This window comes from Janthinobacterium sp. Bl 1, from assembly GCF_058215535.1.
The window spans coordinates 5,296,124-5,322,369 of the sequence record NZ_CM177086.1; the positions used below are offsets into that span (position 1 = coordinate 5,296,124).

A 26,246-nucleotide genomic window follows, 5' to 3' on the forward strand; every position below is an offset into this window, starting at 1 on the left:
TTAGCTTAGTTAGTTAGATTCATGAAAAATATCGACATCAAGATCCTCGACGCCCGCATGAAGGAACTGCTGCCGGCCTACGCCACGCCCGGCAGTGCCGGCCTGGACCTGCGCGCCTGCATCGACGAGGCGATCACCATCGAGGCTGGCCAGACCGTGCTCATTCCCACCGGCCTGGCCATCCACATCGGCGACCCGTCGTATGCGGCCATGATTTTGCCGCGCAGCGGCATGGGCCACAAAAACGGCATCGTATTGGGGAATCTGGTAGGCTTGATTGACTCCGATTACCAGGGCCAGCTGATGGTATCGACCTGGAACCGGGGCCAGAGCGCTTTCACGCTCAACCCCATGGAACGCCTGGCGCAACTGATTATCGTGCCGGTGCTGCAAGTGGGCTTTAACGTCGTCGAGGAATTCGGCGACAGCGAACGCGGTGTTGGCGGTTTCGGCAGCACCGGCAAACATTAACAGCGACTGACAAACCGTAGCGAGCGGATGTGAGTTGTGGCTGAGAAGCGGAGCTGTGCGAATGCACAGTGAGCATCGGAGGCCGCAAATCGCGCCGCGCAGTAGGTTTTGTCAGGAGCTACACGAAGGAATAGTCCATGCCAGGTTTCCGCCATCCGATCCCAGCCCCAACTTCGCTGCGCCGATTGGCCACTCCTCTCCTGTTGGCCAGTGCCGCCATTCTCGCCGGCTGCACCACCCCGATGACGAATGTCAGCGGCCCGTTCAACGTCGTGCCGGCGCCCGATGCGCCCGCGCCGACGGCGCAGCAAAAGGCGGCGCAGGAAGAACTGGTGAAGATGGTGTCGCTGCAGGACCGCCTGTCGAAAGTCTCGGCGCCCCTGCTGATCAACAATGCGGACCTGTGCAAGACGTATGCGCGTAACCTGCTGGGCTTCACGGCGCAGAACAAGTATTCCTACCCCGGCATTTATGCCGACGCGGCGCAGGCGGCCCTCGGCTACGGCGAACAGATGCAGGTGTCCGGCGTCCTGCCGGGCAGCGGCGCCGCGCGCGCCGGTTTGCGCAAGGGCGACGGCTTGCTGGCCGCCGAAGGCAAGCCGCTGCCGGCCGGCCCGAAAGCGGAAGGCCCGTTCGGCGCCATCGTCGGCCCGCTGGCCTCGAAAAGCGCGAGCCTGAACATGACCATCGCCCGCGACGGCCAGCAGCAGGAGCTGAAAATTCCCGTCACGCGCGCCTGCGCCTTCCGCGTCGCCCTGGGCAATGCGGACAATATCAACGCGTATTCGGACGGCGGACGCATCATGCTCACGCGCGGCATGGTCAATGCGGCGCAAAACGACGAAGGCATCGCCTTCGTCATCGCCCGCGAAATGGCGCACAACATCCTCGACCACGCACGCAGCCAGCGCACGGCAGGCACGGCCGGCAGCATCATCGACAGCCTGGGCGCCGTGCAGCCCGACGTATCGATGCTGACGGGCGCCGCCGGCATCAAGGCCATGCCGCAGGAACTCGACGTGCAAGCCGACACCCTGGCCATCTACCTGCTGGCGCGCGCCGGCTACAACGTCGACAACGCCGCCCGCTTCTGGCAGCGCCTGGCCGCGCAAGTGCCGGCGACGGTCGCCAACGGCTACACGGCCCTGCACCCGGGCACCAACTCGCGCATGGCGGCCGTCAACCGCGCCGTCATCGACGTGCGCGCCAAGCAGGCGGCGAAGAAGCCGTTGAAGCCTTAAACGCCAAAGGCGCCTGACGCAGCAGGTTTGCTCAGGCGCCGGGGAAATTCGGGAAGTAGGTGCCCATGATCCAGGTCAGGGCGCCGCAAAACACCACCGCCAGGAACAGGGCGATGAGCAGTTTGCCAAACTTGGGGATGCCGTCATCTTGCGTCTTTTGGTCGTTCGACATGAAACTCTCCGCAGGCTGTTGGAGAGCGTAGTATAGCCACAATATTAAAAAATATTCCATACTTTGCCGCCTACCTGCGGCTTTCCTTCCGCGCCCCATGGACAGCATCGACCTTGAAGTTCTGAAAACCAGCGCCGCCTGGCTCGCCGCCGGCCACCGCTGCGAACTCGTCACCGTCATCAAGACGTGGGGTTCCAGCCCCCGCCCCGTGGGCGCCACCCTGGCCATCTGCGACGATGGCACGGTGGTCGGTTCTGTCTCGGGCGGCTGCATCGAAGATGACTTGATCGACACCGTGCGCGTGCACGGCATCGTGCGCACGCTGCCGGAAATCGTCAGCTACGGCATCAGCGCGGACGAGGCGCACCGCTTCGGCCTGCCCTGCGGCGGCACCATCGAACTGGCCATCGAACCGCTGCATGCAGACAGCCGTGTGGCCGAACTGCTGGCGCGCCTGGAAGCACATGAACTGGTCGAGCGCCGGCTCGACCTCGACAGCGGCGCCGTCATCCTGCGGCGCGCCACGCCGGGCGCCGTGCTGGCCCTCGAAGATGGCGTACTCACCACGCAGCATGGCCCGCGCTGGCGCTTGCTGATCATCGGCGCCAGCCAGCTGTCGCGCTTCGTGGCGCAGATCGCCACGGCCATGGATTACCACGTCATCGTCTGCGACCCGCGCGAAGAATACCGGGGCGGCTGGAACGTGCCCGGCGTGCCCCTGCTGCACGCCATGCCCGACGACCTCGTGCTCGAACTCAAGCTCGATAGCCGCAGTGCCGTCGTCGCCCTCACGCACGACCCCAAGCTCGATGACCTGGCCCTGATGGAAGCGTTGAAATCGCCAGCGTTCTACGTGGGCGCGATCGGCTCGCGCGCGAATAACGCCAAGCGCCGCGAACGGCTGCTGCAGTTCGACGTCAGCGCAGAACAGCTGGCGCGCCTGCATGGACCTATCGGCCTGTACATCGGCAGCAAGACGCCGGCCGAAATCGCCATTTCCATCCTGGCCGAACTGACGGCCGTGAAAAATGGCGTGCCCGACGCCCTGCAGATCCAGCACGCGGCGGCACTTAGCCCGCCCACCACCGACATCTGCGCGCTAAGGCAAAAAGCAAGAAACGCGGCGCGCCCGCATCGCCTCCCTGATACCGTCCCTGACTTTGCCGCCCACCATGACCCTGCTGCACTGGACCCTCCCCCTGCCCGCCGGCTACCGCCGCGACGACGTCATCGCCTTCCACAGCCGCGATGGCGAAGCCGTGGCCGAACAGGTCACCGAGACTGGCCTGCGCAAGGGCATCCTGCTGCAAGGCGTGCCGGTCGTGCTGGACGTCGCCTTCACGGACGCTGCCGCCGTCTGCCGCGCCGAGATCGATGGCGATGCAGACCTTCAAACGCCGCTGCACGGCGCCTTGCTCAACATCCTCGGCCTGCGCATCGACCCGCAGCCGTTCGCGCAACTGGCCGCCGGCGACCCGCTGCTGGCGCCTCTGGTCAGCGTCAATCCGGGCCTGCGCATCGTGCAATCGGCCAGCCCGTTCGAAGCGCTGACCTGGGCCATCATCGGCCAGCAGATCAACCTGCCGTTCGCCATTTCCCTGCGCCGTACTTTCATTCTGCAGGCGGGACGCCGGCACGGCAGCGGCTTGTGGTGCTATCCCGAGGCGCGCGACGTAGCCAGGCTGGAAATCGAGGATCTGACCAGCCGCAAATTCTCGCGCGCCAAGGCGGAAACCGTGCTGCGCCTGGCCCGCCTCGTCGATGAGGGAGAACTGTCGCTGGAGCTGCCGCCCTCCGGCGACGTGGCGGCGATTTCTCAGGCGCTGCTGGCCGTGAAAGGCATCGGCCCGTGGACCGTCAACTACGCGCTGCTGCGCGGCTACGGCTATGCCGACTGCTCGCTGCACGGCGATGTGGCCATCCGCGCCGCTCTGCAAAAACTGCTCGGTGAAGTAACGAAACCTGACATGGCGCGCACGGAACAGTGGCTGCGCCAGTACGCGCCGCACCGCACCATGGCGGCCGCCCACCTGTGGGCCAGCCTGCATCCAAAAAATAATCCGCCGGCGCGGGAATAAACGGCCAGCGGCACGCGTCTATCCCTTGCAAGCCCCCAAAACCTCAAGGAGACCATCATGCGCTTCACCACTTTCGCCGCCACCGCCCTGTTCACCGCCTTGTCCGCCCCGCTGGCCTTCGCCGCCGACGTCATGCCCGCCAACGGCATGCTGGTCAACGCCAGCGGCATGACCGTGTACGTGTTCGACAAGGATGTCGCCGACAGCGGCAAGAGCGCCTGCAGCGGCGGCTGCCTGGTGGCCTGGCCCGCCGTCATCGCCACCGAAGCGGCGCCCGCCGCCCCGTATGGCAGCATCAAGCGCGAAGACAACGGCGCCATGCAGCTGACCTACAAGGGCAAGCCCCTGTACCTGTACAAGGAAGACAAGAAGCCGGGCGACGTGGCCGGCGACAATTTCAAGAACGTGTGGCACGTCGTCAAGCCGTAAGCAGCCCTTCCCGCCGCCACGATGGCCTCGCAAGACGATAGCCGCCAGCTGCAAGCGTGCCTGCCCGGCCTGCGCCGCTATGCGCGCGCGCTGGCGGGCGCCCTGCACGCGGACGACCTGGTGCAGGACACCGTGGAGCGGGCGTGGCGCAAGCTCGATCAGCGGCAGCGCGGCGGCGAGATGCGGTCCTGGCTGTTCTCCATCATGCACAATCTGCATGTGGATCAATTGCGCCGTCCCGGCCTGGCGCTGCAGGAACTCGACGACGACGCCCCGCTGCCCGCGCCCGAGCACACGCCGGGGCAGTCCATCGCCATCGGCGAAATGGATACGGCGCTGGCCCGCTTGCCGCTGGGACAGCGTGAAGTGATCCTGCTCGTCGCGCTCGAACAGATGCCGTACGAGCAGGTGGCGGCGACCCTGGGCATCCCCGTCGGCACCGTGATGTCGCGTTTATCGCGCGGGCGCGAGCGGCTGCGCGAACTGCTCGACGGCCGCCCCGCCGGCAGCCATGGCGCCCCCACCCTGAAAGTCGTGAAATGACAACGCAAGCCATCAGCGAAGCGCAATTGCACGCCCTGGCCGACGGCGTCCTGCCCGAGGAACAGCGCGCGGCCATCGACGCCCACCTGCGCGCGCATCCCGACGATGCCGCCAGAGTCGACGCCTGGCGCGCACAGAACAGGCAACTGCGCGCCCTGTTCGATCCCGTGCTGGACGAAGCCGTGCCGCCAGCGCTGCTGCAAGCGACATCGCCAGCGGCGGCGAACGGCACCTGGCAGCGCCCCGCCATGCAGGCGGCAGCGGCCGTCGTGCTGGTGCTTGCCGGCGGCATGGGCGGCTGGCTGCTGCGCGGCGATGCCGGCGATGGCGCGACAGCCAGCGCCAGCCCGATGTCCCTGGCGCGCAGCGCCGCCGTCGCCCATGCCGTCTACACACCCGAAGTGCGACACCCTGTGGAAGTGGGTGCGGAACAGGAGGCGCACCTGGTGCAATGGCTGTCGAAACGCCTGGGCACGAAATTGCAGCCGCCCGCGCTGTCGCCGCTCGGTTATCACCTGATCGGCGGGCGCTTGCTGCCCGGCGATGGCGACGGCCCCGTGGCGCAATTCATGTATGAAGATGGCGGTGGCAAGCGCCTGACCCTGTACGTGGCGAAAGAACGGGCCGGCAGGCAGGAAACGGCTTTCCACTACACGCAAGAGAAGGAGTTAAGCGTGTTTTACTGGATCGACGGCCAGCTCGGTTATGCCCTCTCGGCGAACCTGCCCAAACAGGAACTGGGCAAGATCGCCGGCGCCGTGTACGCGCAGCTGGAACAGCCGCGTTAAGTTAAGGTTGGCGCGCGCCGCTGTGCGCGTAATCCGGCGAGGTGGATCGCTCCGGCCAGCAAGCCCAATACAACGCCAAACACCGCCACGCCCGTCCAGCCGAAACGCTGCATCAGCCAGCCGCTCACCGCCACGCCGGCGGCGCCGCCGATGAAGGTCGCCGTCATGTACAGGCTGTTGATGCGGCCCTGGGCGGCCGGATCGACGGCAAAGGCGCGCGTCTGGTTGGCCACCAGGGCAGCCTGCACGCCGATGTCGAGCACGATGACGCCGATCACCAGCAAGGCCAGCGACGAGGCGGCGCCCGCCAGCAGCAGGTAGGACAAGGTCACGATGGCGATGCTCAATCCAATGACCGTGCGCGAACCGAGTCTGTCGGTGGCCCTGCCGCCCACAGTGGCGGCCAGCGCGCCGGCCGCGCCGATGATGCCGAAGGCGCCGGCCCAGGCGCTGCCCAGATGCCATGGGCCGTTGGCCAGCAGCGAGGCCAGGTTGACCCAGAACGCATTGAAGCACGCCCACAACAGCGCCTGGATCAGCATCGATTCGCGCAGGGGACGATGGTCGCGCGCCAGTGGCCACAACGACGCCAGCAAGCCAAGGTAGGAGAGCTGGCTACCCGGTTTCCCGCGTGGCAGCAAGGCCGCCGCCGCGATCCACACGGGCACCATGAATGCCGCTTCCATGGCGTACACGGCGCGCCAGCCCCAGGCCTCGCCCACCACGCCGGCCACCGTGCGCCCGAGCAGGATGCCCACCATGATGCCGCTGACCACCGTGCCGACGGAACGGCCGCGCTCAGCGGGCGGCGACATGCTCGCGGCGAGCGGCACCAGTTGCTGCGGCACGCAGCTGACGATGCCCAGGCCAAACGAAGCGCCGATCAGCGGCCAGATGCCCGGTGCCAGCGCCGCCGCCAGGGCGCAAACGAAAGCCAGCGCGATCTGCCCCAGCACCAGGGTGCGCCGGTCGACGCGGTCGCCCAGCGGCAGCAGCAGCGCCAGCCCCGTGGCAAAGCCCAGCAGCGCCGCGCCGGCGACCAGGTTGACGGCCGCCAGATCGACACCGAGGCCGGACTGGATCAGGGGCAGGATAGGCTGGGTGCAATAGATGTTGGTGATGACCGCACCAGCGATTACCGCCATCATGAGGATCTTGCCGCGCGGCGCGGACGCCACGGTGTGTGCATCGGGCGGGGGAATGGGTGTGGGGCGCATGGCGCTCTCCTTTCAAGTTGCCGCGGCGACGTGCCGCAGCGAAGGAGACCAGCTTACTTACTTGCACCAACAAAGAGAATCCCATAAGATTGAGAATCATTCTTCCAATATTTGACAGGATCACATGAGAGCAAGCGATGGATAGACTGGAATCCATGACCATCCTGCTGGCCGTGGTGGACGCGGGCAGCCTGTCGGCCGCCGCACGCCATCTCGGCATGCCGCTGGCCAACGTCAGCCGCAAGGTGGCGGCGCTGGAAGCGCACCTCAACACGCGCCTGCTGCACCGCACGACGCGCCAGCTGTCGCTGACGGAGGCGGGCCACTCCTACGTGGCCGCGTGCCGCCGCATCCTCGAAGAGATCGGCGAAGCGGAGCGTATTGCGACGGGCGAATATGCGGTGCCGAAAGGCGAACTGACGATCACGGCGCCCGTCATGTTCGGACGCCTGCACATCGTGCCCGTGGTGGCGGCGTTCCTCGCCCGCTATCCGGACATCGAGATCAAGCTGGTACTGACGGACCGCGTCCTGCACCTGATGGACGAGCAGGTCGACGTGGCCGTGCGCATCGGCGACCTGCCCGACAGCAGCTTCGTGGCGACGCGGGTCGGCACGGTGCGCCGGGTCGTCTGCGCCAGCCCCGGCTACCTGGCCGCGCATGGCACGCCAACTGCGCCGGGCGATCTGGCCGCGCATGCCTGCATCAGTTTCGAGGTGCTGGAATCGCGGCGCGCCTGGGTCTTCGGCACGGGCAAGGCTGCGCAGTCCGTGCCCGTGCACTCGCGCCTGGCCGTCAATACGGTGGACGCGGCGATCGCCGCCGCCACCCTGGATGCGGGCGTGATCCGCGTGCTGTCGTATCAGGTCATGGACGCCCTGCGCGGCGACAGGCTGCGCATCGTGCTCGCACCGTTCGAAGCGGCGCCCTTGCCCGTCAGCCTGCTGCACAAGGGACAAGCGCCGCTGCCATTGAAATTGCGCGCCTTCCTCGATTTCGTCACACCGCTGTTGCGCGCGGTGGCACTGGACGTCAGCCCAGCGCGCGTTGGAGTTCCGCATACGCGTCGACCAGCCGCTCCTTCGAATAGCCGCGATTGAGCCCACTGGGATTGGGCAAGATCCACACACGCGCGCCGCCGAAGCGCTCTGCCTGTTCGCCCCACTCCAGCTGGCGCTTGCCCGTCATCGCCGCGTAGGCGGCCTTGCCCAGGAAGGCGATCCACTGCGGCCGCATCAATACCAGTTTATGTTGCAGGCCCGCCGCCGCTTGCGCGAATTCGTCCGCCCCCACCTGGTCCGCGCGGCTGGTCGGGCGGCCGACGGCCGCCGTCAAGCCCAGTCCGAAATCGAGCACGCTGGCATCGTCCTGCGGCGCCACCAGATGCGGCGTGAATCCAGCCAGGTGCAGCACGGGCCAGAAGCGGTTGCCGCGGCCGAGAAAATGGTGGCCGGCCGCCGCCGCGTCCACGCCGGGATTGAGGCCGCAAAAGACCACCTGCAAGCCGGGAGCGAGGATATCGGGCAAGCCTTGCGCCGCTGCGATGTATGTCATGGAGAACTCCAATATCAGAAGCCGCAGTATGCCACCGGGCCCCACGCCCTGCAGCGCAGGGCGGCTGATGCTACCATCCCATACTGATGAGCTAATCCGTTTGGCGGATGGCCGTCGCGCTTTCCGCACCATCCCCCACAGAGGAATACACATGACGACCCTGACCATCAATGGCAAACAGCACGCGCTTGCCCTGCCTGAAGACACGCCCCTGCTGTGGGCCTTGCGCGACGAACTGGGCATGACCGGCACCAAATTCGGCTGCGGCATGGCCCTGTGCGGCGCATGCACCGTGCACCTCGATGGTGTAGCCATCCGCTCCTGCGTGACGCCGGTGTCGGCCGCCGCCGGCAAGAAGATCACCACCATCGAAGCCGTGGGCGAAGACAAGGTCGGCCTGGCGCTGCAGCAAGCGTGGCAGGAACACGGCGTGCCCCAATGCGGCTACTGTCAGGCCGGGCAGATCATGTCGGCCACGGCCCTGCTGCACAAGACGCCCAAGCCGAACGACCAGCAAATCCGCGAAGCGATGAGCGGCAATATCTGCCGCTGCGGCACCTACACGCGCATCCATGCAGCCATCAAGCAGGCCTCGGCCAGCATCAACGCAAAAGGAGCGGCCAAATGAGCATCCATGACACTCCCGCCGTCCATTCGCCCGCGCGGCGCAACTGGCTCAAGGCCGCCGGCGCGCTGGCCGGTCTGACTCTGGTGGCAGGCCCTTCCGGCCTCGTGATGGCGGCCGACGCCGTCAAATATGGCGGCGACAAGATGGCCGGCGGCGTGGTCGACGACAGCCTGGTCTTCCTGTCGGTGGCCGCCGACGGCATCGTCACCATCGTGGTGCACCGTTCCGAAATGGGCCAGGGCATCCGCACCAGCCTGCCCATGGTGGCGGCCGACGAACTGGGCGCCGACTGGGCGCAGGTGCGCGTGCAGCAGGCGCCCGCCGACGAAGCGCGCTACGGCAGCCAGGATACGGACGGTTCGCGCAGCATGCGCCACTCGTTCCGCGCCATGCGCCACGTGGGCGCCACGGCGCGCCTGATGCTGGAAACGGCGGCCGCCGTGCGCTGGGATGTGCCCGTCACCGAGGTCAAAGCCGTCAATCATGCGGTCGTGCATGCGGCCAGCGGACGCTCGCTGTCGTTCGGCGCGCTGGCCGAGGAAGCGGCCAAATTGCCGGTGCCGCCACGCGCGCGCATCAGCCTGAAAACGGCGGACGAGCTGCGCTATATCGGCCAGACCAGCACGCGCGGCATCGACCTGCGCGACATCGTCACGGGCAATACCCACTTCGGCATCGACACGCGCCTCGATGGCATGGCGTATGCCGTCATCGCCCGTCCACCCGTCTTCGGCGGCAAGCTGAAAAGCGTGGACAAGACGGCGGCCCTGAAAGTGCCGGGCGTGCTGCGCATCGTCGAACTGGCAGGCAGCCCGCCGCCGGCCATGTTCAATCCGCTGGGCGGCGTGGCCGTCATCGCGCGTAACACCTGGGCGGCCATCAAGGGCCGCGAAGCGCTGGTGCTGGAATGGGACGACGGCCCGAACGGCAGCTATGATTCGAAAGCCTTCCGCAAGACCCTGGAAGCGGCCGTGCGCCAGCCGGCCAGCCCGGCGCGCGACCAGGGCAAGACGGTGGCCACCCTGGCCGCCGCTTCCGCCGCGCGCAAACTCAGCGCCGAATACTATCTGCCCCACCTGGCCCACGCCACCATGGAGCCGCCCGCCGCCACCGTGCGCATCGCCGGCGGCAAGGCCGAAGTGTGGGCCTGCGTGCAGGCGCCGCAAGCGACGCGCAGCAACGTGGCCAAGGCCCTGGGCTTGTCGTACGACGACGTCACCGTCCACGTGACCCTGCTGGGCGGCGGCTTCGGGCGCAAATCGAAACCCGATTTCGCCGTCGAGGCGGCGCTGCTGTCGAAAGCCATGGATGGCGCGCCCGTCAAGCTGACGTGGACGCGCGACGACGACTTGCAGCACGATTACCTGCACACGGTGTCCGTCGAACGGCTGGAAGCGTCGCTGGACGCGAAAGGCATGCCGACGGCCTGGCTGCACCGCACTGCCGCCCCCACCATCACCTCGACCTTTGCCGCCGGCGCAAACAAGCAGGCGCCGTTCGAGCTGGGCATGTCGGCCATCAACGTGCCGTTCGCCATTCCGAACATCCGCGTCGAAGTGCCCGAGGTGCAGGCCCACACGCGCATCGGCTGGTTCCGTTCCGTGTCGAACATCCCGCACGCCTTCGCCATCCAGTCGTTCACGGCCGAACTGGCCCACGCGGCAAAAAAGGATCACCGCGACTACCTGCTGGCGCTCTTGGGCCCCGCGCGCAAGATCAACCCGGCCGACCTGTCCGATGGCTGGAACTATGGCGAAGACCCGGCGAAGTATCCGGTCGATATCGGCCGCATGCGCCACGTGATCGAGCTGGCGACAGCCAAGGCGGGCTGGGGCCGCAAGCTGCCCAAGGGACGGGGGCTGGGCCTGGCCGTGTCCTACAGTTTCGTCACCTATGTGGCGGCCGTGATCGAAGTGGAGATCAATGCGGCCGGCGAAGTCATCGTGCCGAGAGTCGACATCGCCATGGATTGCGGCCCGCAGATCAACCCGGACCGCGTGCGCTCGCAAATCGAGGGCGCCTGCATCATGGGCCTGTCGCTGGCCATGAGCGGCGAGATCAGTTTTAAAAATGGCCGGGTCGAGCAAAGCAATTTCCACGACTACGCCGTGCTGCGCGCCGCCGACGCGCCGCGCGTGATCCACACGCACCTGGTGCCGGGCACCCTGGACATGGAGCTCGGCGGCGTGGGCGAACCGGCCACGCCGCCGATCGCCCCGGCCCTGTGCAACGCCATCTTCGCCGCCACGGGCAAGCGCATCCGCGCCCTGCCCGTGGGCATGCAGCTGGCGAAGAAGGCTTAGGACCGTCGCGCGGCAGGCAACTGCAGCAGCAATGCCGCAGTGGCGACCAAGGCGGCGCCTGCCGCCAGCAGCCACATCGGCCAGTTGAGCAGGAGCAGCACCCCGCCCATGGCGGCGCCGATGGCGCTGCCCAGGTACAGCGCCGACTCGTTGAGGGCGATGGCCAGGTTGCCGTCGCCCTGCCGCGCGCGCACGGCCAGCAGCTGCTGGTTTTGCGGCACTTGCAGGGCCCAGCCAGCCGCGCCCCACAGCGCGATCGGCGCCAGCATCAGCCAGGCCGACCAGCCAGCAGCCAGCGGCAGCGCGCACAAGGCCAGCGCCAGCAGCAGCAAGATGCAGCAGGTCAGTTTCGGCGCCGCCACCTTGTCCGCCCATGGCCCGACCAGCACACTGCCCACGATCCCTCCCACGCCCCACGCCCACAGGAAGGGCGTGGCGGACATCGCCGCCCCCTGCGCGGACCACGCCAGCAGCGGCGCGATAAACGTGTACATGCCCAGGCTGGCGATGGCCGCCAGCAAGGACACGAGCAAAATGGCCAGCACCTGCCCATCGGCCAGCAAGGCCAGCTTGCGGCGCAGAGAAATCGCCGGTGCCGCCGGCAGCGCGGGCAGCTGCCACAGCAAGCCCGCCAGCGCCAGCCCGCCCAAAAGAGTCACCAGCCACAGGGCCGCCGTCCAGCCCAGCTGCTGCGCCAGCAGCAAGCTCAATGGCACGCCCAGCACCGTGCCGCCCGCCATGCCGCCCATGATCACGCCGATGGCCTTGCCCCGCTGCTGCTGCGCCGACACGCCCGCCGCCGCCGCGATACCGAGCGCCAGATAGACGCCCGCACCGATGCCCGCAATGGCGCGCCATGCGAGCAAACCGCTGAAACCGGACGCCAGCGCGCTGGCCCCGTTCGCCAGCACGAACACGGCCAGCGCGATCAGGAGGCCGGAGCGCTGCGCGCGCGCCGGCAGCAAGGCCACGGCCAAGGGCGAGCCGAGGCCATAGGCCAGGGTGAACGCCGTCACCAGTTGCGCGGCCATCGCCAGCGAGATGGAAAACGCGCCGGCGATCATCGGCATCAAGCCCGCCGTCACATACGACGCCATGCCCAGCGCGAACGCGCCCACGGCGATCAGGTAGACGGCGGCGGGAAGCGCGGTAGTGTCAACTGCGGGGGTGCTGCGGAAAGAGTCAGACATGGGCAAGCCTTCGGAAAGAAAGCAGGCATTCTGGAATACAATATAAACAATTACAATTTAACTGTTTATGCTATTACTGATAGCAACAGGCTCACCGGAAAGACAGCACCATGCGCACCTTAGCACGCACCCGCCACGAACTGGCCGCCTACCTGCAGGTGCGGCGCGCGCGGCTGTCGCCGGAAGACGTGGGTTTGCCCGGCGGCGGACGGCGCAGGACACCGGGCTTGCGCCGCGAAGAAGTGGCGGCGCTGGCCGGCGTGGGGCTGACCTGGTACACATGGCTCGAGCAGGGGCGCGACATCGGCGTCTCGAGCGCCTTCCTCGACAAGCTGGCCGAAGTGCTGAAACTGGACGCGGCAGAACGCCGCCATCTGTTCCTGCTCGCGCATGCGCGTCCGCCAGCCGAAGAAGGCAAGACGTTTTGCGTGGTGCCGCCGCTGGTGCGCCGCCTGATGCACGAGCTGGCGCATCCGGCCTATGTGCTCAACCTGCGCTGGGACGTACTGGCGTTCAATGCGGACGCGGACGCGCTGTTCGGCTTCGCCGCGCATGCCGCCTCGCGCCGCAATCTGCTATGGCTGTTGTTTACCGACCCGCTGCTGCGCGCACGCTTCACGGTCTGGGAAGAGCAGGCGCCGCTGATGCTGTCGAGCTTTCGCCGCGACTACGCGCGCGCCACGCAGGAAGCGGACATCCACGCGCTGGTGGAAGAACTGGAAAAAGTCTCGCCCGAATTCAAGCGATGGTGGCGCCGCCACGACGTGCATGCGCCGTGTGCAGGCGTGCGCCAGCTGACAATCGACGGCGAGCAGGTCGCCTATGAACACACCTCGCTGACCATCGATGCGGACCGCCACTTGCGCCTGATCGTGTATGCGCGCCAGATGCCGGAGTAAACGGGGCGCACAACGAAAAAACCGCTGGCCCTCTTGCGAGGAACCAGCGGCTTCGAATTGGTTGCGGGGACAGGATTTGAACCTGTGACCTTCGGGTTATGAGCCCGACGAGCTGCCAGACTGCTCCACCCCGCAGGCGAATTATATACCAGTTTGCTGCACTGCGGGGAGCTAATCGCGGCAGGCGGCTGGAAGAGCTGCATGGGCGGCTTGAGAATGAAAAAAGCCGCTGATCTTTTGCAAGTATCAGCGGCTTTCCGGTATTGGTTGCGGGGACAGGATTTGAACCTGTGACCTTCGGGTTATGAGCCCGACGAGCTGCCAGACTGCTCCACCCCGCACAAGAATTATAAGGGCAAACGGGTGGCTTAGGCAATAGCTATCTTAAATTCAACCGTAATAGACCAATCTAATGAATACCCGGGTGGCATGAGCGGCAGCCAATCGTGCCTGCGCTGCTCGCCACGCGGCACGCAATCGGTGTACAGTAAGCGTTACACCAGACACCCATTTTCCTAAGCTGCCCATGAAATTCTGCTCCGAATGCGCCCATCCTGTCAGCCTGTCCATTCCGGAAGGCGACAACCGTCCGCGCTATGTGTGCGCCAACTGCGACGCCATCCATTACCAGAACCCAAAAATGGTGGTCGGCTCGATTCCCGTCTGGGAAGAAGATGGGCAGCTGCAGGTCTTGCTGTGCAAGCGGGCCATCGAGCCGCGCCTCGGTTACTGGACGCTGCCGGCCGGCTTCATGGAAAACGATGAAACGACGTCCGACGCGGCCGAACGCGAAACGGTGGAGGAAGCGGGCGCGAATATCGAACTGGGTCCCCTGTTCTCGCTGCTGAACGTGCAGCGCGTGCACCAGGTGCACCTGTTCTACCTGGCGCGTTTACGCGACCTCGATTTCGCGCCGGGCATCGAAAGCCTGGACGTGCAGCTGTTTACGGAAGCGCAGATTCCCTGGGATGACCTGGCCTTCCCCACCATCCGCGCCACCCTGGAACTGTTCTTTGCCGACCGCGTGAAAATCCGCGAAGGCGGCAGCTATGGCGTCCATACGGGCGACATCACGCGCCCGATGGCCCGCGCGGACGCAGAATAAGCAACCGCCGCATGATTCCCTGGCTCGACATCCACACCCCGTTCCCCGACGTCTCGCACGCCCTGACCGACGAGGCGCCCGGCCTGCTGGCGGCCGGCGCCGACCTGTCGCCCGCGCGCCTGCTCGACGCTTACCGGCGCGGCATCTTCCCCTGGTTTTCCGAAGGCCAGCCCATACTGTGGTGGAGCACCGATCCGCGCATGGTGCTGATGACGGAAGACTTCAAGGTGTCCGACAGCCTGGCCAAGGCGATCCGCAAGGTCGAGCGCAGCGCCGCCACGGACGGGCGCTGGCAGCTGCGCTTCGACGGCGATTTCGAGGCCGTCATGCGCGCCTGCGCGGCGCCGCGCAAGGATGGCCCGGGCACCTGGATTTCGGACGAGATCATCGCCGGCTACACGGGCTTGCACCAGCTGGGCTACGCGCATTCGTCGGAACTGTGGTTTGACGGTGAACTGGTGGGCGGCGCGTATGGCGTGTCGATCGGGCGCATGTTCTATGGCGAATCGATGTTCGCCCGCGTCTCGGACGGCTCGAAGATCGCATTGGCCTACCTCGTACGGTTTTTGCAGGCGCGCGGCGTGACCATGATTGACTGTCAGCAAGAAACGAAACACCTGGCCTCGCTGGGCGCGGCGCCCATTTCGCGCGCGCGCTTCCTGGCCCATGTAAGGGTCGCCATTGAAGCAGCGCAAATCACCGATTGGCATGCTGCGCCACCGGCGTAAAAAAGCTATGATAGCTCAAGGCACACCGCCGCGGACAGACCAGACAGGATCAGCATGACGCACCTGAACGAACTACCGTTTGCCACCCTGCAGTTCTACACGACGGCACCGTACCCGTGCAGCTACCTGGACGACCGCCAGGCCCGCTCGCAGGTGGCCACGCCTTCGCACCTGATCAACAGCGACGTGTATTCAGAACTGGTGCGCAACGGCTTTCGCCGCAGCGGCATTTTTACCTACCGCCCGTATTGCGACGGCTGCCAGGCCTGCATCCCCGTGCGCGTGGTGACGGGCGATTTCACGCCCAACCGCAACCAGCGCCGCGCCTGGAGCCGGCACGCCGGCCTGCAGGCGGGCGTGGCCACCCTGTCCTTCCTCGACGAACACTACGAACTGTATCTGCGCTACCAGAGCACGCGCCACGCGGGCGGCGGCATGGACCAGGACAGCCGCGACCAGTACGCGCAATTCCTGCTGCAAAGCCGGGTCAACACGCGCCTGGTGGAGTTCCGCGATGCCGACGGCATCCTGCGCATGGTCAGCATCATCGACGTGCTGGCCGATGGCCTGTCGTCCGTCTACACTTTTTTTGACCCGGACGTGCCGGGCGCCTCATACGGCACCTACAACGTGCTGTGGCAAATCGCCCAGGCACGCGAGCTGGGGCTGCCGTATGTGTATCTCGGCTACTGGATCGCGCAGAGCCCGAAGATGGCCTATAAAATCAACTTCAAGCCGCTGGAAGCGCGCATCAAGGGGCAGTGGGTGGTGATGTAAAACCAAGCGCATGTCGGTGGGGGCAGTTGGTAGGTCGGATTAGCGCGCAAGCGCGTAATCCGACACCACCGGCGGCGCCAACAATATTGTCGGATTACGCTCCGCTAATCCGACCTACGCCTTTTATTTACTTTTATCCGGAAACGCCGGACGCTTGGGCAGCACGGGCGGATTCTTCGCCAGCTCGGCCTGGATCACTTCAATCGCTTTTTCCAGCTGCGGATCGCGGCCGGCGATGACGTCGGCCGGCGTTTGCTCGACTTCGATATCGGGCGGCACGCCTTCGTTTTCCACGCCCCAGCCGTTCTCTCGCGTCCAGAACGCCAGGTTCGGCGCCGTGATGGTGCCGCCATCCATCAGCACGGGGAAGCCGAGGATGCCCACCAGGCCGCCCCACGTGGCCTTGCCGATCAGCGGGCCCAAGTTATTTTTGCGGAACATCCACGGCAGCAGATCGCCGCCCGAACCGGCCGTCTCGTCGATCAGCATGGCGCGCGGGCCCTGGATCGACGCGGACGGCGTCTTCATGTCGGCGCCGTAGCGCATGGTCCACCAGGCGATTTCCTTCTTCTGCAGGATCTCGATATAGTAATCGGCCACGCTGCCGCCGCCATTGAAACGCTCGTCGACGATGATGGCCTGCCTGTCCGCCTGCGGGAAGAAATAGCGCTTGAAGTAGGTGTGGCCCAGGCCCGCCGTATTCGGCACGTACACGTACGCGACCTTGCCGCCCGTAGCGGCATTGACCTTGCGCATATTGCCTTCGATCCAGTCGCGGTTGCGCAAGGCATCCTCGGTGGGCACGGGCACCACGGTGATCGTGCGCGCACCCTTGCCGTCGGCCGAGGGCCCCACGGTCAGGTCGATGGCCTTGCCGGCCGTGTTCTCGAAGGCGCTGTAGATATTCGTCGGCGGCGCCAGCGGACGGCTGTCGACGGCCAGCAGGTATTCGCCCGCCTTGACGTTCAGGCCAGGCTCCGTCAGCGGCGCGCGCAGGGCCGGGTTCCAGTTCAAGCCGCCATACACTTTCTTGAAGCGGTAATGGCCGTCGCTTACTTCATAGTCGGCGCCCAGGAGCCCCCCCGGCACCTTCTTCGCCTCGATAAAATCGTCACCGCCACCACCGCGGTGATGGCCCACGGCCAGTTCGCTGCACATCCACTGGATCAGGCGGTTCAGGTCGGCGCGGCTCGACAGCTCAGGCAGGAACACGGCGTACTTGTCGCGCATGGCTTTCCAGTCCACGCCATGCATGCCCGGGTCATAGAAATAATCGCGGTTGATGCGCCACACTTCATTGAAAATCTGCGCCCATTCGGCGCGCGGGTCGGCTTTTACTTCGATGGCGTCGACCTTGATCTTGCCTTCGCCCGGCATCAGCAGCTTGCCCGTGGCGGACCCCATGGCCCAGTTGTCCTTCTGGCGGTACAGCAGCTTCTTGCCGTCGGCCGACACTTCGAAATCATCGGCTTCGGCCACCACGGTTTCCGCCTTGCGCTCCTTCAGATCGAAGCGCTGCACGGCCTTCTTGCCATCGCTTTCGCGCAGCAAAAAGATCTGCCCCGCGGCACCGGCGGCGAGGCTGGAAAACTGCGCAGCCGGCAGCGGCAAGTCGACGATGCGCGTGGCGATGCCGTCGAAATCGATGCTGATCGGCGCCACAGGCGCCACGGCCACTTTCGGGTCGTCGCGGCCCGTCTTCGGATCGACCTTCGGTTCGTTCTTCGGCTCCGCTTCCGCCTTGGCCGTGTCTTTTTTCGCGTCCGTGCTGGCGGCCTTTTCCTCGTCGCTTTCCTTGATCAGGGGCGACGGCAGGTCGCGCCGCAGCACGGCCATCCACACGGTGCGCGTCACCAGATTGTCTTCGTTCTGCTGCGAAAACCAGTTGTTGCTGGGGCCCGCATTCGTGGACGCGAAGAAGTACAGGTACTTGCCGCTCTTGTCGAACACAGGTTCGGCCACGTCGGACAGGCCGTCGGTCACCGGCATCGACTTGTTCTGCTCGACGGAATAGATGTAGGCGCTGCGCGTGTAGGTGGGCGAGTTGAGCGTGTAGGCCAGCCAGCGCGAGTCGGGCGCCCACGAGGCGCGCATGCTCTTGTCGACGCCATACATCGGCTCCGTGGCGACCTTCTGCACCTTGCCCGTGCCGACGTCGATCACGTACATGCTCCAGCCATTATCGGCAAACGCGATCTTTTTGCTGTCGGGCGACCAGACGGCGTTGTCATAGAAGCCGCTGCCATTGAGCTTGAACTTGCGCACGGCGCCCTTGCCATCCTGCGCCCGCACATGCAATTCATATTCGCCCGACTCGTCCGAGAAATATGCGACCGAGCGGCCATCGGGCGACCAGATCGGCGTGCGTTCGTGGGCGCCGGCCGTCTGCGTCAGATTGCGCACGTCGCCCTTGTCCGCGGGGATGGTGACGATCTCGCCCCGGTACTCGAAGGCGACCCTCGCGCCCGATGGCGAAATCGACGCGTCGCGGATGTATTTCGCGTTCTTGACCCAGCGTGGACGCGTTTGCCCCAGGTCGCTGGCCACGGCGATGGTCAGCTTGTGCGCCTGGCCGCTGGCGATGTCGAACGCGTGCAGATAGCCGGCCTGCTCGTAGACTATCTTACCGTTCGCGGCCGACGCGTTCAGCACGGGGAAATCCGCATGCCGCGTCAGCTGGCGCACGGCCTTCGTTTTCACGTCATACGCAAAGAGGTTGAATTCGCCGTTGCGGTCGGAGCGGAAGTACACGGTGTCGCCTATCCACATCGGGTCGACGTCGTTCGAGCGCGTCGTCGGCTGGGGGATTTTTTCAATCGATTTATCGGACGACGAGAATAGCCACAGCCAGGAATTGGTGCCGCCCCGGTAGCGCTTCCACTGCTTGAAGGCGGGCGCCAGCGGGTTGTATGCGATGCGCTTGCCATCGGGCGAATACGTGGCGCGCGACGCGTTCGGGATTTCCAGCTGCGTTTCCACGCCGCCCGCCACCGGCACCGTAAACAGCTTCTGGAAGCGGTTGTTGAAGGCGGCGCGGGGCGAGGTAAACATTACGGACTGGCTATCGGGCGTGAACGACTGCGCCAGGTCCGCGCCCGGGTGGAAGGTCAGGCGGCGCGGCACGCCACCGGCCGCCGCGATCACATACACGTCGATATTGCCGTCGATATTCGCGCTATACGCGATCAGGCTGCCGTCGGGCGAAAACACGGGGTTGGACTTGTCGCCCAGGTCGGACGTCAGGCGCCGCGCGCCGCCGCCATCGAGGTTCGACAGCCACAGGTCGCCGGCATAGATGAAGGCGATGTGGCGGCTGGAGACGGCCGGTTCGCTCAGCATGCGGGTGTCTTGCGTATTGGGCAGGGCCAGGGCCGGGTGGCTCAGCAGCAGTGCGCTGGCGGCCGCGATGGCCGTCAAGATGCGTGTCTTTTTCAATCGATGTCTCGCTTATGAAGTCAACAGAACAGAGAAAAAACAGGAAGGTCCACGGCCCAATGCAAATTATGAATGAATTAATGTTGCTTTAGACCAAAGAGAACTATACACCCGGCAGCCGCGCGGAACACGGTAAAATACGGCACTTATTTCGCGCGCCGCCAGCCCTTCCCGGCGGTCCGCACACCTACTCAAAGCGCCCCATGTCTGAAAAATTCCTGTACTCCCTCGCCCGCCCGCTGCTGTTCTCGATGGATGCCGAAGCGGCCCACCATCTGACCCTGCCCGCCCTGAAACGCGCCAGCGCGCTGGGCCTGACGAAGCTGGCCGGCAAACCGGCGGCGGACCCGCGCACGGTGATGGGCATCACCTTCCCCAACCCGGTCGGCCTGGCCGCCGGTCTGGACAAGGATGGCGCCTATATCGACGCGCTGGCCGACCTGGGTTTTGGTTCCATCGAAGTGGGCACCGTCACGCCGCGCGCGCAGGCGGGCAATCCGAAACCGCGCATGTTCCGCCTGCCGCAGGCGCAGGGCATCATCAACCGCATGGGTTTCAATAATGGCGGCGTGGACGCCTTCGTCGCCAACGTGCAGGCGTCGAAGTTCTACCAGAACCGCGCGGGCGTGCTGGGCCTGAACATCGGCAAGAATGCCGACACGCCCATCGAGCGCGCGGCCGACGATTACCTGCTGTGCCTGGAAAAAGTCTACCCGTATGCCAGCTATGTGACGGTGAACATCTCGTCGCCGAACACGAAAAACCTGCGCCAGTTGCAGGGCGCGTCCGAACTCGACGCCCTGCTGTCGCAACTCAAGGAAGCCCAGGCGCGCCTGGCGGACAAGCACAAGCGCTACGTGCCGCTGGCCCTGAAAATCGCGCCGGACATGGATGGCGAACAGGTGAAAAGCATCGCCGAGTCGCTCACGCGCCACCAGATCGACGGCGTCATCGCCACCAACACGACCCTGTCGCGCAGCGCCGTCGAAGGCATGCCGCACGGCGCGGAAGCGGGCGGCCTTTCCGGCGCGCCCGTGTTCGAACTGTCGAACAATGTCATCCGTTTGCTGAAAGCGGAACTGGGCGACGCGCTGCCCATCATCGGCGTGGGCGGCATCATGCAGGGCAAGGATGCTTTGGCCAAGCTCGAGGCGGGCGCGCAGCTGGTGCAGTTGTACAGCGGCCTGATCTACGCGGGCCCCGCCCTGATCAAGGATTGCGCCCGCGCGCTGCGCGGCAAGCAGGCGAAATGATCGACAAGGTCAAGCTGGGCTCCAGCAGCCTGGAAGTGAGCACGATCTGCCTGGGCACGATGACCTTCGGCGAGCAGAATAGCGAAGCCGAAGCGCACAGCCAGCTCGATTACGCGCTCGAACGCGGTATCAACTTCATCGACACGGCCGAGATGTATCCGGTGATGGCCAGCGCGCAAACGCAGGGCAGCACCGAGCGCTACATCGGCAGCTGGCTGAAGAAAAGCGGCAAGCGCAGCCAGATCGTGCTGGCCAGCAAGGTGGCCGGGCCGAACTCGCGCATGCACTGGATACGCAATGGCAAGACGGACCACGACGCAGTCAACATCCGCGCCGCCGTCGAAGACAGCCTGCGCCGGCTGCAGACAGAGCACATCGACCTGTATCAGTTGCACTGGCCCAGCCGCAACCTGCCCATCTTCGGCGCCAGCGTGTACAACCCGCGCAAGGAACACGCGTCGGTCGCCATCGAAGACACGCTGGCCGTGCTGGGCAAGCTGGTCGACGAAGGCAAGATCGGCCACATCGGCGTGTCGAACGAATCGTCGTGGGGCGTGTGCGAATACGTCAAGCAGGCCGAGCTGAAGGGCTTGCCGCGCATCGCCTCGGTCCAGAACCTGTACAACCTGACGGCGCGCCATTTCGAGACGAGCTTGCTCGACGAGACCTGCCACCGGGAAAATGTCAGCTTGCTGGCCTACAGCCCGCTGGCGTTCGGCCAGCTGACGGCGAAATACCTCGACGATCCTCAAGCCAGGGGCCGCCTGACGATTTTCCCGCCCGGCTGGAGTCCACGCTACGTGCGCCCCGCAACCATAGCGGCAGCCGCCCAGTATGCGGCGCTGGCCCGCGCGCACGGCTTGACGCCGGCGCAGCTGGCGCTGGCCTGGTGCTACTCGCGCTGGTTCGTGGCCTCGACCATCATCGGCGCCACCAGCGTGGCGCAGTTGCAGCAAAATATCGACGCCCATCAAGTCAGCCTGTCGCCAGAACTGGTAGCGGCCGTCGACGCCATCCACGCCAGCCTGCCCAACCCTGGGCAGTAAGCGCGCTCCGTCTGGCGGCGCAGGCCGCCGCCAGGCTCCCCTCTCATCGCAACTAGTCGTATTTATACAACAGCTGGCAATTTACTGCTGTGCAGCATTGCGGCCATGCCTTGCCCGGTCGTATGCTGGAAACGAGGCCATATGCGCTACTCGCGCCATGTTGACGTCTTTCAGACATTTATTGCATATCGATAGACAGAACGATTCGTAAGCACGCCGCGTGCCCACTGTTAATCTGATTGCATCATCGGACCGTCATGGTCCGCGCAACCACCAACCGAAGAGATATCGTCGATGAGTTCAAGCACCGCCCGTTCCCAGCTTCCCGCCCTCCCCGTCAAAACCGTTATCGCCGCCAGCCTGGTCGCCTGCTTCAGCCTGCCGATGCAGGCGCAAGCGCAGCAAGAACTGCCGGCCGAAGGCGAATTGCAATCGGTGGTGGTTACCGGCACCTTCGCCAAGAACCGCCGCACCATCGACTCCGAATCGCCGATCGACATCCTCACGTCGCGCGACCTGCAAAGCACGGGTTCGGGCGAGCTGGCGACCGTGCTGGCGCGCCTGCTGCCATCACTGAACTTTGCCCGCGCCACGGGCGCCGACGCCAGCGACGCCGTGCGTCCGGCCCAGCTGCGCGGCCTGTCGCCCGACCAGACCCTGGTGCTGGTGAACGGCAAGCGCCGCTACACGTCGGCCGTCGTCAACGTCAACGGTTCGCTGGGCCGCGGTTCGGCGCCCGTCGACCTGAACGCCATCCCGCTGGCCGCCATCGACCACGTGGAAGTGCTGCGCGATGGCGCGGCGGCCCAGTACGGTTCCGATGCGATTGCCGGCGTGATCAACATCATCCTGAAAAAAGGCGCGGCAGGCGGCGACGTCGAAGTGGGCTATGGCCAGACGCAGGAACGCGATGGCAAGCAAAAATCCATCAAGGGTTCGGCCGGCTTCGCCCTGGGCGACGACGGCTGGGTGCGCGTCTCGGCGGAAGTGGCGGAACGCGATCCGACCAACCGCGCCGGCGCCGACTTCCGCAATCCGGCCGAGCCGCGCTACGGCAAGGTCAACCAGCGCTATGGCGATCCGGAAAGCAAGCCGGCGACGATTTTCCTCAACAGCGAATACCGCATCAACGACAATATCGACTGGTACGCCTTCGGCAACTATGGCAAGCGCGATACGTCGGCCGCCGCCACCTGGCGCACAGCGCTCAACGCCGCCCTGCCTACAACGAAGCAGTCCGCCCTGCGCACGCCGATCTATCCGCAAGGCTTCTTGCCGCTGCAAAACAGCACCCTGACGGACCAGTCCATCGTCACGGGCTTGCGCGGCGAGGCGGCCGGCTGGCGCTGGGATGCCAGCCTGAACTACGGCAGCAACAAGTTCGAACTGGATCTCGACAACACGGTCAACCAGTCGCTGGGCGCGAACAGCCCCACGCATTTCTATGCCGGCTCGCTGAAAAACGAACAGACCGTATTCAACCTCGATGCCGCGCGCGAATTTCCCGTCTCTTACTTTACGGGCCCGCTGACGGTAGCCGTCGGCGCCGAAGCGCGCCATGAAAAGTACAGCATCGGCGCCGGCGACGAAGCGTCGTACACGGGCGGCGGCTCGCAAGGCTTTGCCGGCTTCCGTCCTGCCAACGCGGGCAGCCACTCGCGCCACAACGAGTCGATCTATGTGAACCTGGAAGCGGAAGCGACGAAGAAACTGTCGGGCGGCGTGGCCCTGCGCCATGAGCGCTACAGCGATTTCGGCAGCACCACCTCGGCCAAGGGTTCCGCGCGCTATGCCTTCACGGACGCCCTGTCCCTGCGCGGTACCGTGTCGAGCGGCTTCCGCGCGCCATCGCTGGCGCAGCAGTACTACACCATCACCACGACCAACTTCCAGGTCGTCAACGGCATCAACACGCCGATCGAGACGGGTACCTTCGCCGTCAACACGCCGCAGGCACGCGCCCTCGGTGCACAGGATCTGAAACCGGAAAAGGCCCGCAACTACAGCCTGGGCCTGCAGTTCCAGCCTAACCGCAACTTCACGACGACGGTGGATGCCTACCGCATCGACATCGACAACCGCATCCTGTTCTCGGCCAATCTGGTCCTCAACAATGCCCTGAAAAGCGTCCTGGCCGCGCAAGGCACGCCTGTGGGCTCGGGACGCTATTTCACCAACGCCGTCGATACGCGCACGGAAGGCGTCGACATCGTCAGCACCTACCGCATCGACCTGCAGGAAAAGGACCGCCTGGACCTCACCGTGGCGTACAACCACAACAAGAGCAAGGTTCAGAAAATCGCCGACAATCCGGCCATCCTGACGGCCAACAACCTGAAACTGATCGACCGCCAGAGCATCGACCGCATCACGGTGGCGTCGCCGAAGGACAAGTTCAGCCTGGCCGCCGACTACGGCTTCGGCATCTGGAATGCGCACGGCGTCGTGACGCGCTACGGCAGCTTCACCGTGCCGCAGAACGACGCCAAGCTGGACCAGACGTACGACCCGCAATGGGTGCTGGACGTATCCGGTTCCGTGAAACTGGGCAAGAACTGGCGCCTCGTGGCCGGCATCGACAACGTGACCAACCGCTACCCGGCGCAAGTGACGAGCGCAGGCAACCTGAACGTCAACGGCACCCAGCCCTACAGCATCTTCGCGCCGAACGGTTTCAACGGCCGCTACTACTACGCCAAGGCTGGCTATAGCTGGTAAATAGCGCTCTACCATGCAAAAAGCCCGGAACGCAAGGTGCGTTTCCGGGCTTTTTCATGTCTTGCGCCCGCAGGCGCATCAGACTCAGGCGCGGCGGCGGCGCGCGGCAAAACCGACCAGGCCCAGACCCAGCAGCAGCATGCCGTAGGTCGTTGGCTCAGGCACTGCCGAGACCGAGTTGAACGCGCGGAAATTGCTCAGGCCACGCGGCAGGTTGCTCAGGCTGAAAACCGTATTGGCGGCCAGCGGCGTGTCCCAGTGGAACAACAGTTCGCCACGGCCATAATGCACGGCCAGGTAGTCAAAGCTGGAGTTGACGGTGAACGAACCGGACTTGCTGCTGGCGATGTCGCCCTGGGCGGCCAAGACCAGCGAACCGGCGCCGCTCGATGGCAGACCAAACTTGGTGCTGACCAAGCTCTGGATGGCGGCCGCACTTTGCGCGCCGGACGGGTTGGCGCCGTCATAGACCCAGACCGAGTCCGCTGCCACGCTGCCGTAGGTAACGGTCTTGCTGCCCACCGCGAAGCCGCTCATGGCAGGATCGGTGATTTCCACCCAGCTCGCAGCCTGGGCCAATGGCGCCAGGCAAGCCGAGACAGCAAGGCAGAGACCGAGCACAGCACGTTTAGTCATATTCATAGTTTCCCCTATTGATAAATTTCAAAAATTACAATGTTGTTTATATTTTTATTACATTTCCTTGCGATTGGACAAAAGATATCATTCAGGAAATCAAAATGCAATAAAAGAAACATCTTCAGCCATTGAAAATTTCAATCGGTCTCATGCATTGATTACATGAGCCCGCTTTGCGCAGTGTCATGCTTCGTACAACCTGGGCCATGAAATGGGCGGGCTGGACTGAAGTGTTGTTAATTCACACAGGCGCAGGCGCCGTTCAGGCAAGCCCGGCCGACGTTATCGCACGCCGTCTTGCGCCAGCGCAGACAAGCGCCATTTTTCCTGCCGGACGGCCCGTCGCCGCGCCCTATCATGCATGCTCCTGCCGACATCCATCACGGAGCACGCCATGCTGACTTTAAGCAAATTGAGTCCCTCCATCACCGACATGATCCGCTTCGACCATAGTCACGTGCTGCTGGCCTTTCACCAGTACACCACCAGCAAAAAGCCTGCCGTCAAAAAAGCGCTGGCCGAAACCATCTGCAGCGCACTGGACATCCACGCACAGCTGGAAGAGGAAATTTTCTATCCGCAGATGCGCCAGCTGGACGGCGACGCTGCGGTACGCCAGAAAAGCGTGCCCGAGCACCAGGAAATGCGCCGCCTGATCGCCGAATTGCGCGCAACCGATGCCGCCGCCATGCGCCATGACGCCCTGCTACTGGAAATGATGCGCGGCGTGCTGCACCATGTGGCCGATGAAGAAACCGTGCTGCTGCCGGAAGCCGAGACGCAGCTGACAGCAAGGCGCTTGAGCGAGCTGGGCGCACAGATGACGCAGCGCCGCATGGCCCTGGTCAAGCCGCAAGCGGGCAAGATCGCCGCCAATACGCTGATCGGCTTTTCCAGCAGCACCGCCGCCTGGGTCATGGGCGCAGCCGGCGTGCTGGTGGCGGCCAGGCTGTTTGCCCGCAAAACGGCCTGAGCCGACCTGCCGAGTAGCCAGGCCGGCGGGCAATCAGCTACCATGGGAGCTCTTCGACT

23 protein-coding genes, 2 tRNA genes and 1 pseudogene are annotated in these 26,246 nt (G+C 65.1%); 18 read left to right on the forward strand and 8 right to left on the reverse strand.

Annotated features, from left to right (window positions below; genetic code table 11):
* Positions 1 to 21 precede the first annotated feature (21 nt).
* Together dut and AC4BCN_RS23880 are read left to right on the forward strand one after the other, a co-directional pair.
* A complete protein-coding gene (dut, locus tag AC4BCN_RS23875; RefSeq protein ID WP_034785229.1) occupies positions 22 to 471 on the forward strand; it encodes a dUTP diphosphatase in 450 nt (149 codons plus the stop codon).
* Positions 472 to 608: 137 nt separating this feature from the next.
* The gene (locus AC4BCN_RS23880) at positions 609 to 1,712 is read left to right on the forward strand and encodes a M48 family metalloprotease (RefSeq protein WP_490491907.1); all 1,104 of its coding nucleotides are present in this window, start codon (positions 609 to 611) and stop codon (positions 1,710 to 1,712) included.
* A gap of 31 nt (positions 1,713 to 1,743) precedes the next feature.
* Here the strand turns inward: AC4BCN_RS23880 and AC4BCN_RS23885 are convergent, their stop codons facing one another.
* The gene (locus tag AC4BCN_RS23885; RefSeq protein ID WP_175444556.1) at positions 1,744 to 1,884 is read right to left on the reverse strand and encodes a hypothetical protein; all 141 of its coding nucleotides are present in this window, start codon (positions 1,882 to 1,884) and stop codon (positions 1,744 to 1,746) included.
* 97 nt (positions 1,885 to 1,981) lie between these two features.
* Here AC4BCN_RS23885 and AC4BCN_RS23890 point away from each other — a divergent pair.
* From AC4BCN_RS23890 to AC4BCN_RS23910, 5 genes and pseudogenes are all read left to right on the forward strand, one after another.
* Positions 1,982 to 2,986, forward strand: a pseudogene (locus AC4BCN_RS23890) (XdhC family protein); the annotation flags it as partial.
* Positions 2,987 to 3,056: 70 nt separating this feature from the next.
* On the forward strand, positions 3,057 to 3,962 hold the full coding sequence (locus AC4BCN_RS23895) for a DNA-3-methyladenine glycosylase family protein (protein WP_490491908.1): 906 nt from the start codon (positions 3,057 to 3,059) through the stop codon (positions 3,960 to 3,962).
* A gap of 57 nt (positions 3,963 to 4,019) precedes the next feature.
* Positions 4,020 to 4,391, forward strand: a complete 372-nt coding sequence (locus tag AC4BCN_RS23900) for a COG4315 family predicted lipoprotein (RefSeq protein ID WP_058050557.1) — start codon at positions 4,020 to 4,022, stop codon at positions 4,389 to 4,391.
* 21 nt (positions 4,392 to 4,412) lie between these two features.
* On the forward strand, positions 4,413 to 4,934 hold the full coding sequence (locus AC4BCN_RS23905; RefSeq protein WP_490491909.1) for an RNA polymerase sigma factor: 522 nt from the start codon (positions 4,413 to 4,415) through the stop codon (positions 4,932 to 4,934).
* Positions 4,931 to 5,722 (forward strand): anti-sigma factor family protein, encoded by a 792-nt coding sequence (locus tag AC4BCN_RS23910; protein WP_490491910.1) that lies wholly within the window; start codon positions 4,931 to 4,933, stop codon positions 5,720 to 5,722. Before AC4BCN_RS23905 ends, AC4BCN_RS23910 begins: the two co-directional genes overlap by 4 nt.
* Here the strand turns inward: AC4BCN_RS23910 and AC4BCN_RS23915 are convergent.
* Positions 5,719 to 6,939: an MFS transporter gene (locus AC4BCN_RS23915; protein ID WP_338679531.1), complete on the reverse strand. Its 1,221-nt coding sequence runs from the start codon at positions 6,937 to 6,939 to the stop codon at positions 5,719 to 5,721. The genes AC4BCN_RS23910 and AC4BCN_RS23915 overlap by 4 nt on opposite strands.
* A 137-nt stretch (positions 6,940 to 7,076) precedes the next feature.
* On the opposite strand from AC4BCN_RS23915, the gene AC4BCN_RS23920 reads away from it, so the two are divergent.
* Positions 7,077 to 8,039 carry a LysR family transcriptional regulator gene (locus AC4BCN_RS23920; protein ID WP_319990911.1) on the forward strand — a complete coding sequence of 321 codons (963 nt, stop codon included), beginning with the start codon at positions 7,077 to 7,079 and terminating at the stop codon, positions 8,037 to 8,039.
* On the opposite strand, the gene mug is transcribed toward AC4BCN_RS23920, so the two are convergent.
* Positions 7,972 to 8,493, reverse strand: coding sequence for a G/U mismatch-specific DNA glycosylase (mug, locus tag AC4BCN_RS23925; protein WP_338679532.1), 522 nt, complete (start codon positions 8,491 to 8,493; stop codon positions 7,972 to 7,974). The two genes, AC4BCN_RS23920 and mug, sit on opposite strands and share 68 nt — an antisense overlap.
* 151 nt (positions 8,494 to 8,644) lie before the next feature.
* Here mug and AC4BCN_RS23930 point away from each other — a divergent pair, with 151 nt between their 5' ends.
* Together AC4BCN_RS23930 and AC4BCN_RS23935 are read left to right on the forward strand one after the other, a co-directional pair.
* The gene (locus tag AC4BCN_RS23930) at positions 8,645 to 9,121 is read left to right on the forward strand and encodes a (2Fe-2S)-binding protein (RefSeq protein ID WP_485878831.1); all 477 of its coding nucleotides are present in this window, start codon (positions 8,645 to 8,647) and stop codon (positions 9,119 to 9,121) included.
* Positions 9,118 to 11,424 carry a xanthine dehydrogenase family protein molybdopterin-binding subunit gene (locus AC4BCN_RS23935; protein ID WP_490491911.1) on the forward strand — a complete coding sequence of 769 codons (2,307 nt, stop codon included), beginning with the start codon at positions 9,118 to 9,120 and terminating at the stop codon, positions 11,422 to 11,424. The genes AC4BCN_RS23930 and AC4BCN_RS23935 overlap by 4 nt, the downstream gene beginning before the upstream one ends.
* Here the strand turns inward: AC4BCN_RS23935 and AC4BCN_RS23940 are convergent.
* Positions 11,421 to 12,614, reverse strand: a complete 1,194-nt coding sequence (locus tag AC4BCN_RS23940; protein WP_485878835.1) for an MFS transporter — start codon at positions 12,612 to 12,614, stop codon at positions 11,421 to 11,423. The two genes, AC4BCN_RS23935 and AC4BCN_RS23940, sit on opposite strands and share 4 nt — an antisense overlap.
* A gap of 110 nt (positions 12,615 to 12,724) precedes the next feature.
* On the opposite strand from AC4BCN_RS23940, the gene AC4BCN_RS23945 reads away from it, so the two are divergent.
* Complete coding sequence (locus tag AC4BCN_RS23945; protein WP_490491912.1) at positions 12,725 to 13,513, forward strand: helix-turn-helix transcriptional regulator; 789 nt, start codon at positions 12,725 to 12,727, stop codon at positions 13,511 to 13,513.
* 58 nt (positions 13,514 to 13,571) lie between these two features.
* Here AC4BCN_RS23945 and AC4BCN_RS23950 read toward each other — a convergent pair.
* Both AC4BCN_RS23950 and AC4BCN_RS23955 read right to left on the reverse strand, forming a co-directional pair.
* Positions 13,572 to 13,648, reverse strand: a tRNA-Met gene (locus AC4BCN_RS23950).
* Between the two features lie 129 nt (positions 13,649 to 13,777).
* Positions 13,778 to 13,854: transfer RNA gene (locus AC4BCN_RS23955), tRNA-Met, on the reverse strand.
* 185 nt (positions 13,855 to 14,039) lie between these two features.
* On the opposite strand from AC4BCN_RS23955, the gene AC4BCN_RS23960 reads away from it, so the two are divergent.
* Genes AC4BCN_RS23960 through AC4BCN_RS23970 form a run of 3 tightly spaced genes read left to right on the forward strand, consistent with a single transcriptional unit; the run spans position 14,040 to position 16,123 of the window.
* Positions 14,040 to 14,618 carry an NUDIX hydrolase gene (locus AC4BCN_RS23960; protein ID WP_034747557.1) on the forward strand — a complete coding sequence of 193 codons (579 nt, stop codon included), beginning with the start codon at positions 14,040 to 14,042 and terminating at the stop codon, positions 14,616 to 14,618.
* An 11-nt stretch (positions 14,619 to 14,629) separates the two neighbouring features.
* On the forward strand, positions 14,630 to 15,346 hold the full coding sequence (gene aat, locus AC4BCN_RS23965) for a leucyl/phenylalanyl-tRNA--protein transferase (protein ID WP_490491913.1): 717 nt from the start codon (positions 14,630 to 14,632) through the stop codon (positions 15,344 to 15,346).
* A 54-nt stretch (positions 15,347 to 15,400) separates the two neighbouring features.
* Positions 15,401 to 16,123 (forward strand): arginyltransferase, encoded by a 723-nt coding sequence (locus AC4BCN_RS23970; RefSeq protein ID WP_034747551.1) that lies wholly within the window; start codon positions 15,401 to 15,403, stop codon positions 16,121 to 16,123.
* A 123-nt stretch (positions 16,124 to 16,246) separates the two neighbouring features.
* Here AC4BCN_RS23970 and AC4BCN_RS23975 read toward each other — a convergent pair whose 3' ends face one another.
* A complete protein-coding gene (locus AC4BCN_RS23975) occupies positions 16,247 to 19,558 on the reverse strand; it encodes a S41 family peptidase (protein ID WP_338679537.1) in 3,312 nt (1,103 codons plus the stop codon).
* Between the two features lie 203 nt (positions 19,559 to 19,761).
* Between AC4BCN_RS23975 and AC4BCN_RS23980 the strand changes: the two genes are divergently transcribed.
* The 3 genes from AC4BCN_RS23980 (at position 19,762) to AC4BCN_RS23990 (ending at position 24,575) form a co-directional block, all read left to right on the forward strand.
* On the forward strand, positions 19,762 to 20,811 hold the full coding sequence (locus AC4BCN_RS23980; RefSeq protein ID WP_338679538.1) for a quinone-dependent dihydroorotate dehydrogenase: 1,050 nt from the start codon (positions 19,762 to 19,764) through the stop codon (positions 20,809 to 20,811).
* Positions 20,811 to 21,857 carry an aldo/keto reductase gene (locus AC4BCN_RS23985; protein WP_490493629.1) on the forward strand — a complete coding sequence of 349 codons (1,047 nt, stop codon included), beginning with the start codon at positions 20,811 to 20,813 and terminating at the stop codon, positions 21,855 to 21,857. The genes AC4BCN_RS23980 and AC4BCN_RS23985 overlap by 1 nt, the downstream gene beginning before the upstream one ends.
* 294 nt (positions 21,858 to 22,151) lie before the next feature.
* On the forward strand, positions 22,152 to 24,575 hold the full coding sequence (locus AC4BCN_RS23990) for a TonB-dependent receptor plug domain-containing protein (RefSeq protein ID WP_490491914.1): 2,424 nt from the start codon (positions 22,152 to 22,154) through the stop codon (positions 24,573 to 24,575).
* Positions 24,576 to 24,659: 84 nt separating this feature from the next.
* Here the strand turns inward: AC4BCN_RS23990 and AC4BCN_RS23995 are convergent, their stop codons facing one another.
* Positions 24,660 to 25,211 carry a PEPxxWA-CTERM sorting domain-containing protein gene (locus AC4BCN_RS23995; RefSeq protein WP_490491915.1) on the reverse strand — a complete coding sequence of 184 codons (552 nt, stop codon included), beginning with the start codon at positions 25,209 to 25,211 and terminating at the stop codon, positions 24,660 to 24,662.
* 397 nt (positions 25,212 to 25,608) lie between these two features.
* Between AC4BCN_RS23995 and AC4BCN_RS24000 the strand changes: the two genes are divergently transcribed.
* Complete coding sequence (locus tag AC4BCN_RS24000) at positions 25,609 to 26,187, forward strand: hemerythrin domain-containing protein (RefSeq protein ID WP_490491916.1); 579 nt, start codon at positions 25,609 to 25,611, stop codon at positions 26,185 to 26,187.
* Positions 26,188 to 26,246 lie beyond the last annotated feature (59 nt).

What these genes read in the sequence shown, in the direction of transcription:
- AC4BCN_RS23970 (WP_034747551.1), top strand. Translation starts at nt 15,401, where the DNA reads ATGACGCACCTGAACGAACTACCGTTTGCCACCCTGCAGTTCTACACG.
- AC4BCN_RS23915 (WP_338679531.1), bottom strand. Translation starts at nt 6,939, where the DNA reads ATGCGCCCCACACCCATTCCCCCGCCCGATGCACACACCGTGGCGTCC.
- AC4BCN_RS23945 (WP_490491912.1), top strand. Translation starts at nt 12,725, where the DNA reads ATGCGCACCTTAGCACGCACCCGCCACGAACTGGCCGCCTACCTGCAG.
- dut (WP_034785229.1), top strand. Translation starts at nt 22, where the DNA reads ATGAAAAATATCGACATCAAGATCCTCGACGCCCGCATGAAGGAACTG.
- AC4BCN_RS23910 (WP_490491910.1), top strand. Translation starts at nt 4,931, where the DNA reads ATGACAACGCAAGCCATCAGCGAAGCGCAATTGCACGCCCTGGCCGAC.
- AC4BCN_RS23900 (WP_058050557.1), top strand. Translation starts at nt 4,020, where the DNA reads ATGCGCTTCACCACTTTCGCCGCCACCGCCCTGTTCACCGCCTTGTCC.
- AC4BCN_RS23920 (WP_319990911.1), top strand. Translation starts at nt 7,077, where the DNA reads ATGGATAGACTGGAATCCATGACCATCCTGCTGGCCGTGGTGGACGCG.
- AC4BCN_RS23930 (WP_485878831.1), top strand. Translation starts at nt 8,645, where the DNA reads ATGACGACCCTGACCATCAATGGCAAACAGCACGCGCTTGCCCTGCCT.
- AC4BCN_RS23935 (WP_490491911.1), top strand. Translation starts at nt 9,118, where the DNA reads ATGAGCATCCATGACACTCCCGCCGTCCATTCGCCCGCGCGGCGCAAC.
- mug (WP_338679532.1), bottom strand. Translation starts at nt 8,493, where the DNA reads ATGACATACATCGCAGCGGCGCAAGGCTTGCCCGATATCCTCGCTCCC.
- AC4BCN_RS23940 (WP_485878835.1), bottom strand. Translation starts at nt 12,614, where the DNA reads ATGTCTGACTCTTTCCGCAGCACCCCCGCAGTTGACACTACCGCGCTT.
- AC4BCN_RS23885 (WP_175444556.1), bottom strand. Translation starts at nt 1,884, where the DNA reads ATGTCGAACGACCAAAAGACGCAAGATGACGGCATCCCCAAGTTTGGC.
- AC4BCN_RS23980 (WP_338679538.1), top strand. Translation starts at nt 19,762, where the DNA reads ATGTCTGAAAAATTCCTGTACTCCCTCGCCCGCCCGCTGCTGTTCTCG.
- AC4BCN_RS23880 (WP_490491907.1), top strand. Translation starts at nt 609, where the DNA reads ATGCCAGGTTTCCGCCATCCGATCCCAGCCCCAACTTCGCTGCGCCGA.
- AC4BCN_RS23960 (WP_034747557.1), top strand. Translation starts at nt 14,040, where the DNA reads ATGAAATTCTGCTCCGAATGCGCCCATCCTGTCAGCCTGTCCATTCCG.
- AC4BCN_RS23905 (WP_490491909.1), top strand. Translation starts at nt 4,413, where the DNA reads ATGGCCTCGCAAGACGATAGCCGCCAGCTGCAAGCGTGCCTGCCCGGC.
- AC4BCN_RS23995 (WP_490491915.1), bottom strand. Translation starts at nt 25,211, where the DNA reads ATGACTAAACGTGCTGTGCTCGGTCTCTGCCTTGCTGTCTCGGCTTGC.
- AC4BCN_RS23895 (WP_490491908.1), top strand. Translation starts at nt 3,057, where the DNA reads ATGACCCTGCTGCACTGGACCCTCCCCCTGCCCGCCGGCTACCGCCGC.
- aat (WP_490491913.1), top strand. Translation starts at nt 14,630, where the DNA reads ATGATTCCCTGGCTCGACATCCACACCCCGTTCCCCGACGTCTCGCAC.
- AC4BCN_RS24000 (WP_490491916.1), top strand. Translation starts at nt 25,609, where the DNA reads ATGCTGACTTTAAGCAAATTGAGTCCCTCCATCACCGACATGATCCGC.
- AC4BCN_RS23990 (WP_490491914.1), top strand. Translation starts at nt 22,152, where the DNA reads ATGAGTTCAAGCACCGCCCGTTCCCAGCTTCCCGCCCTCCCCGTCAAA.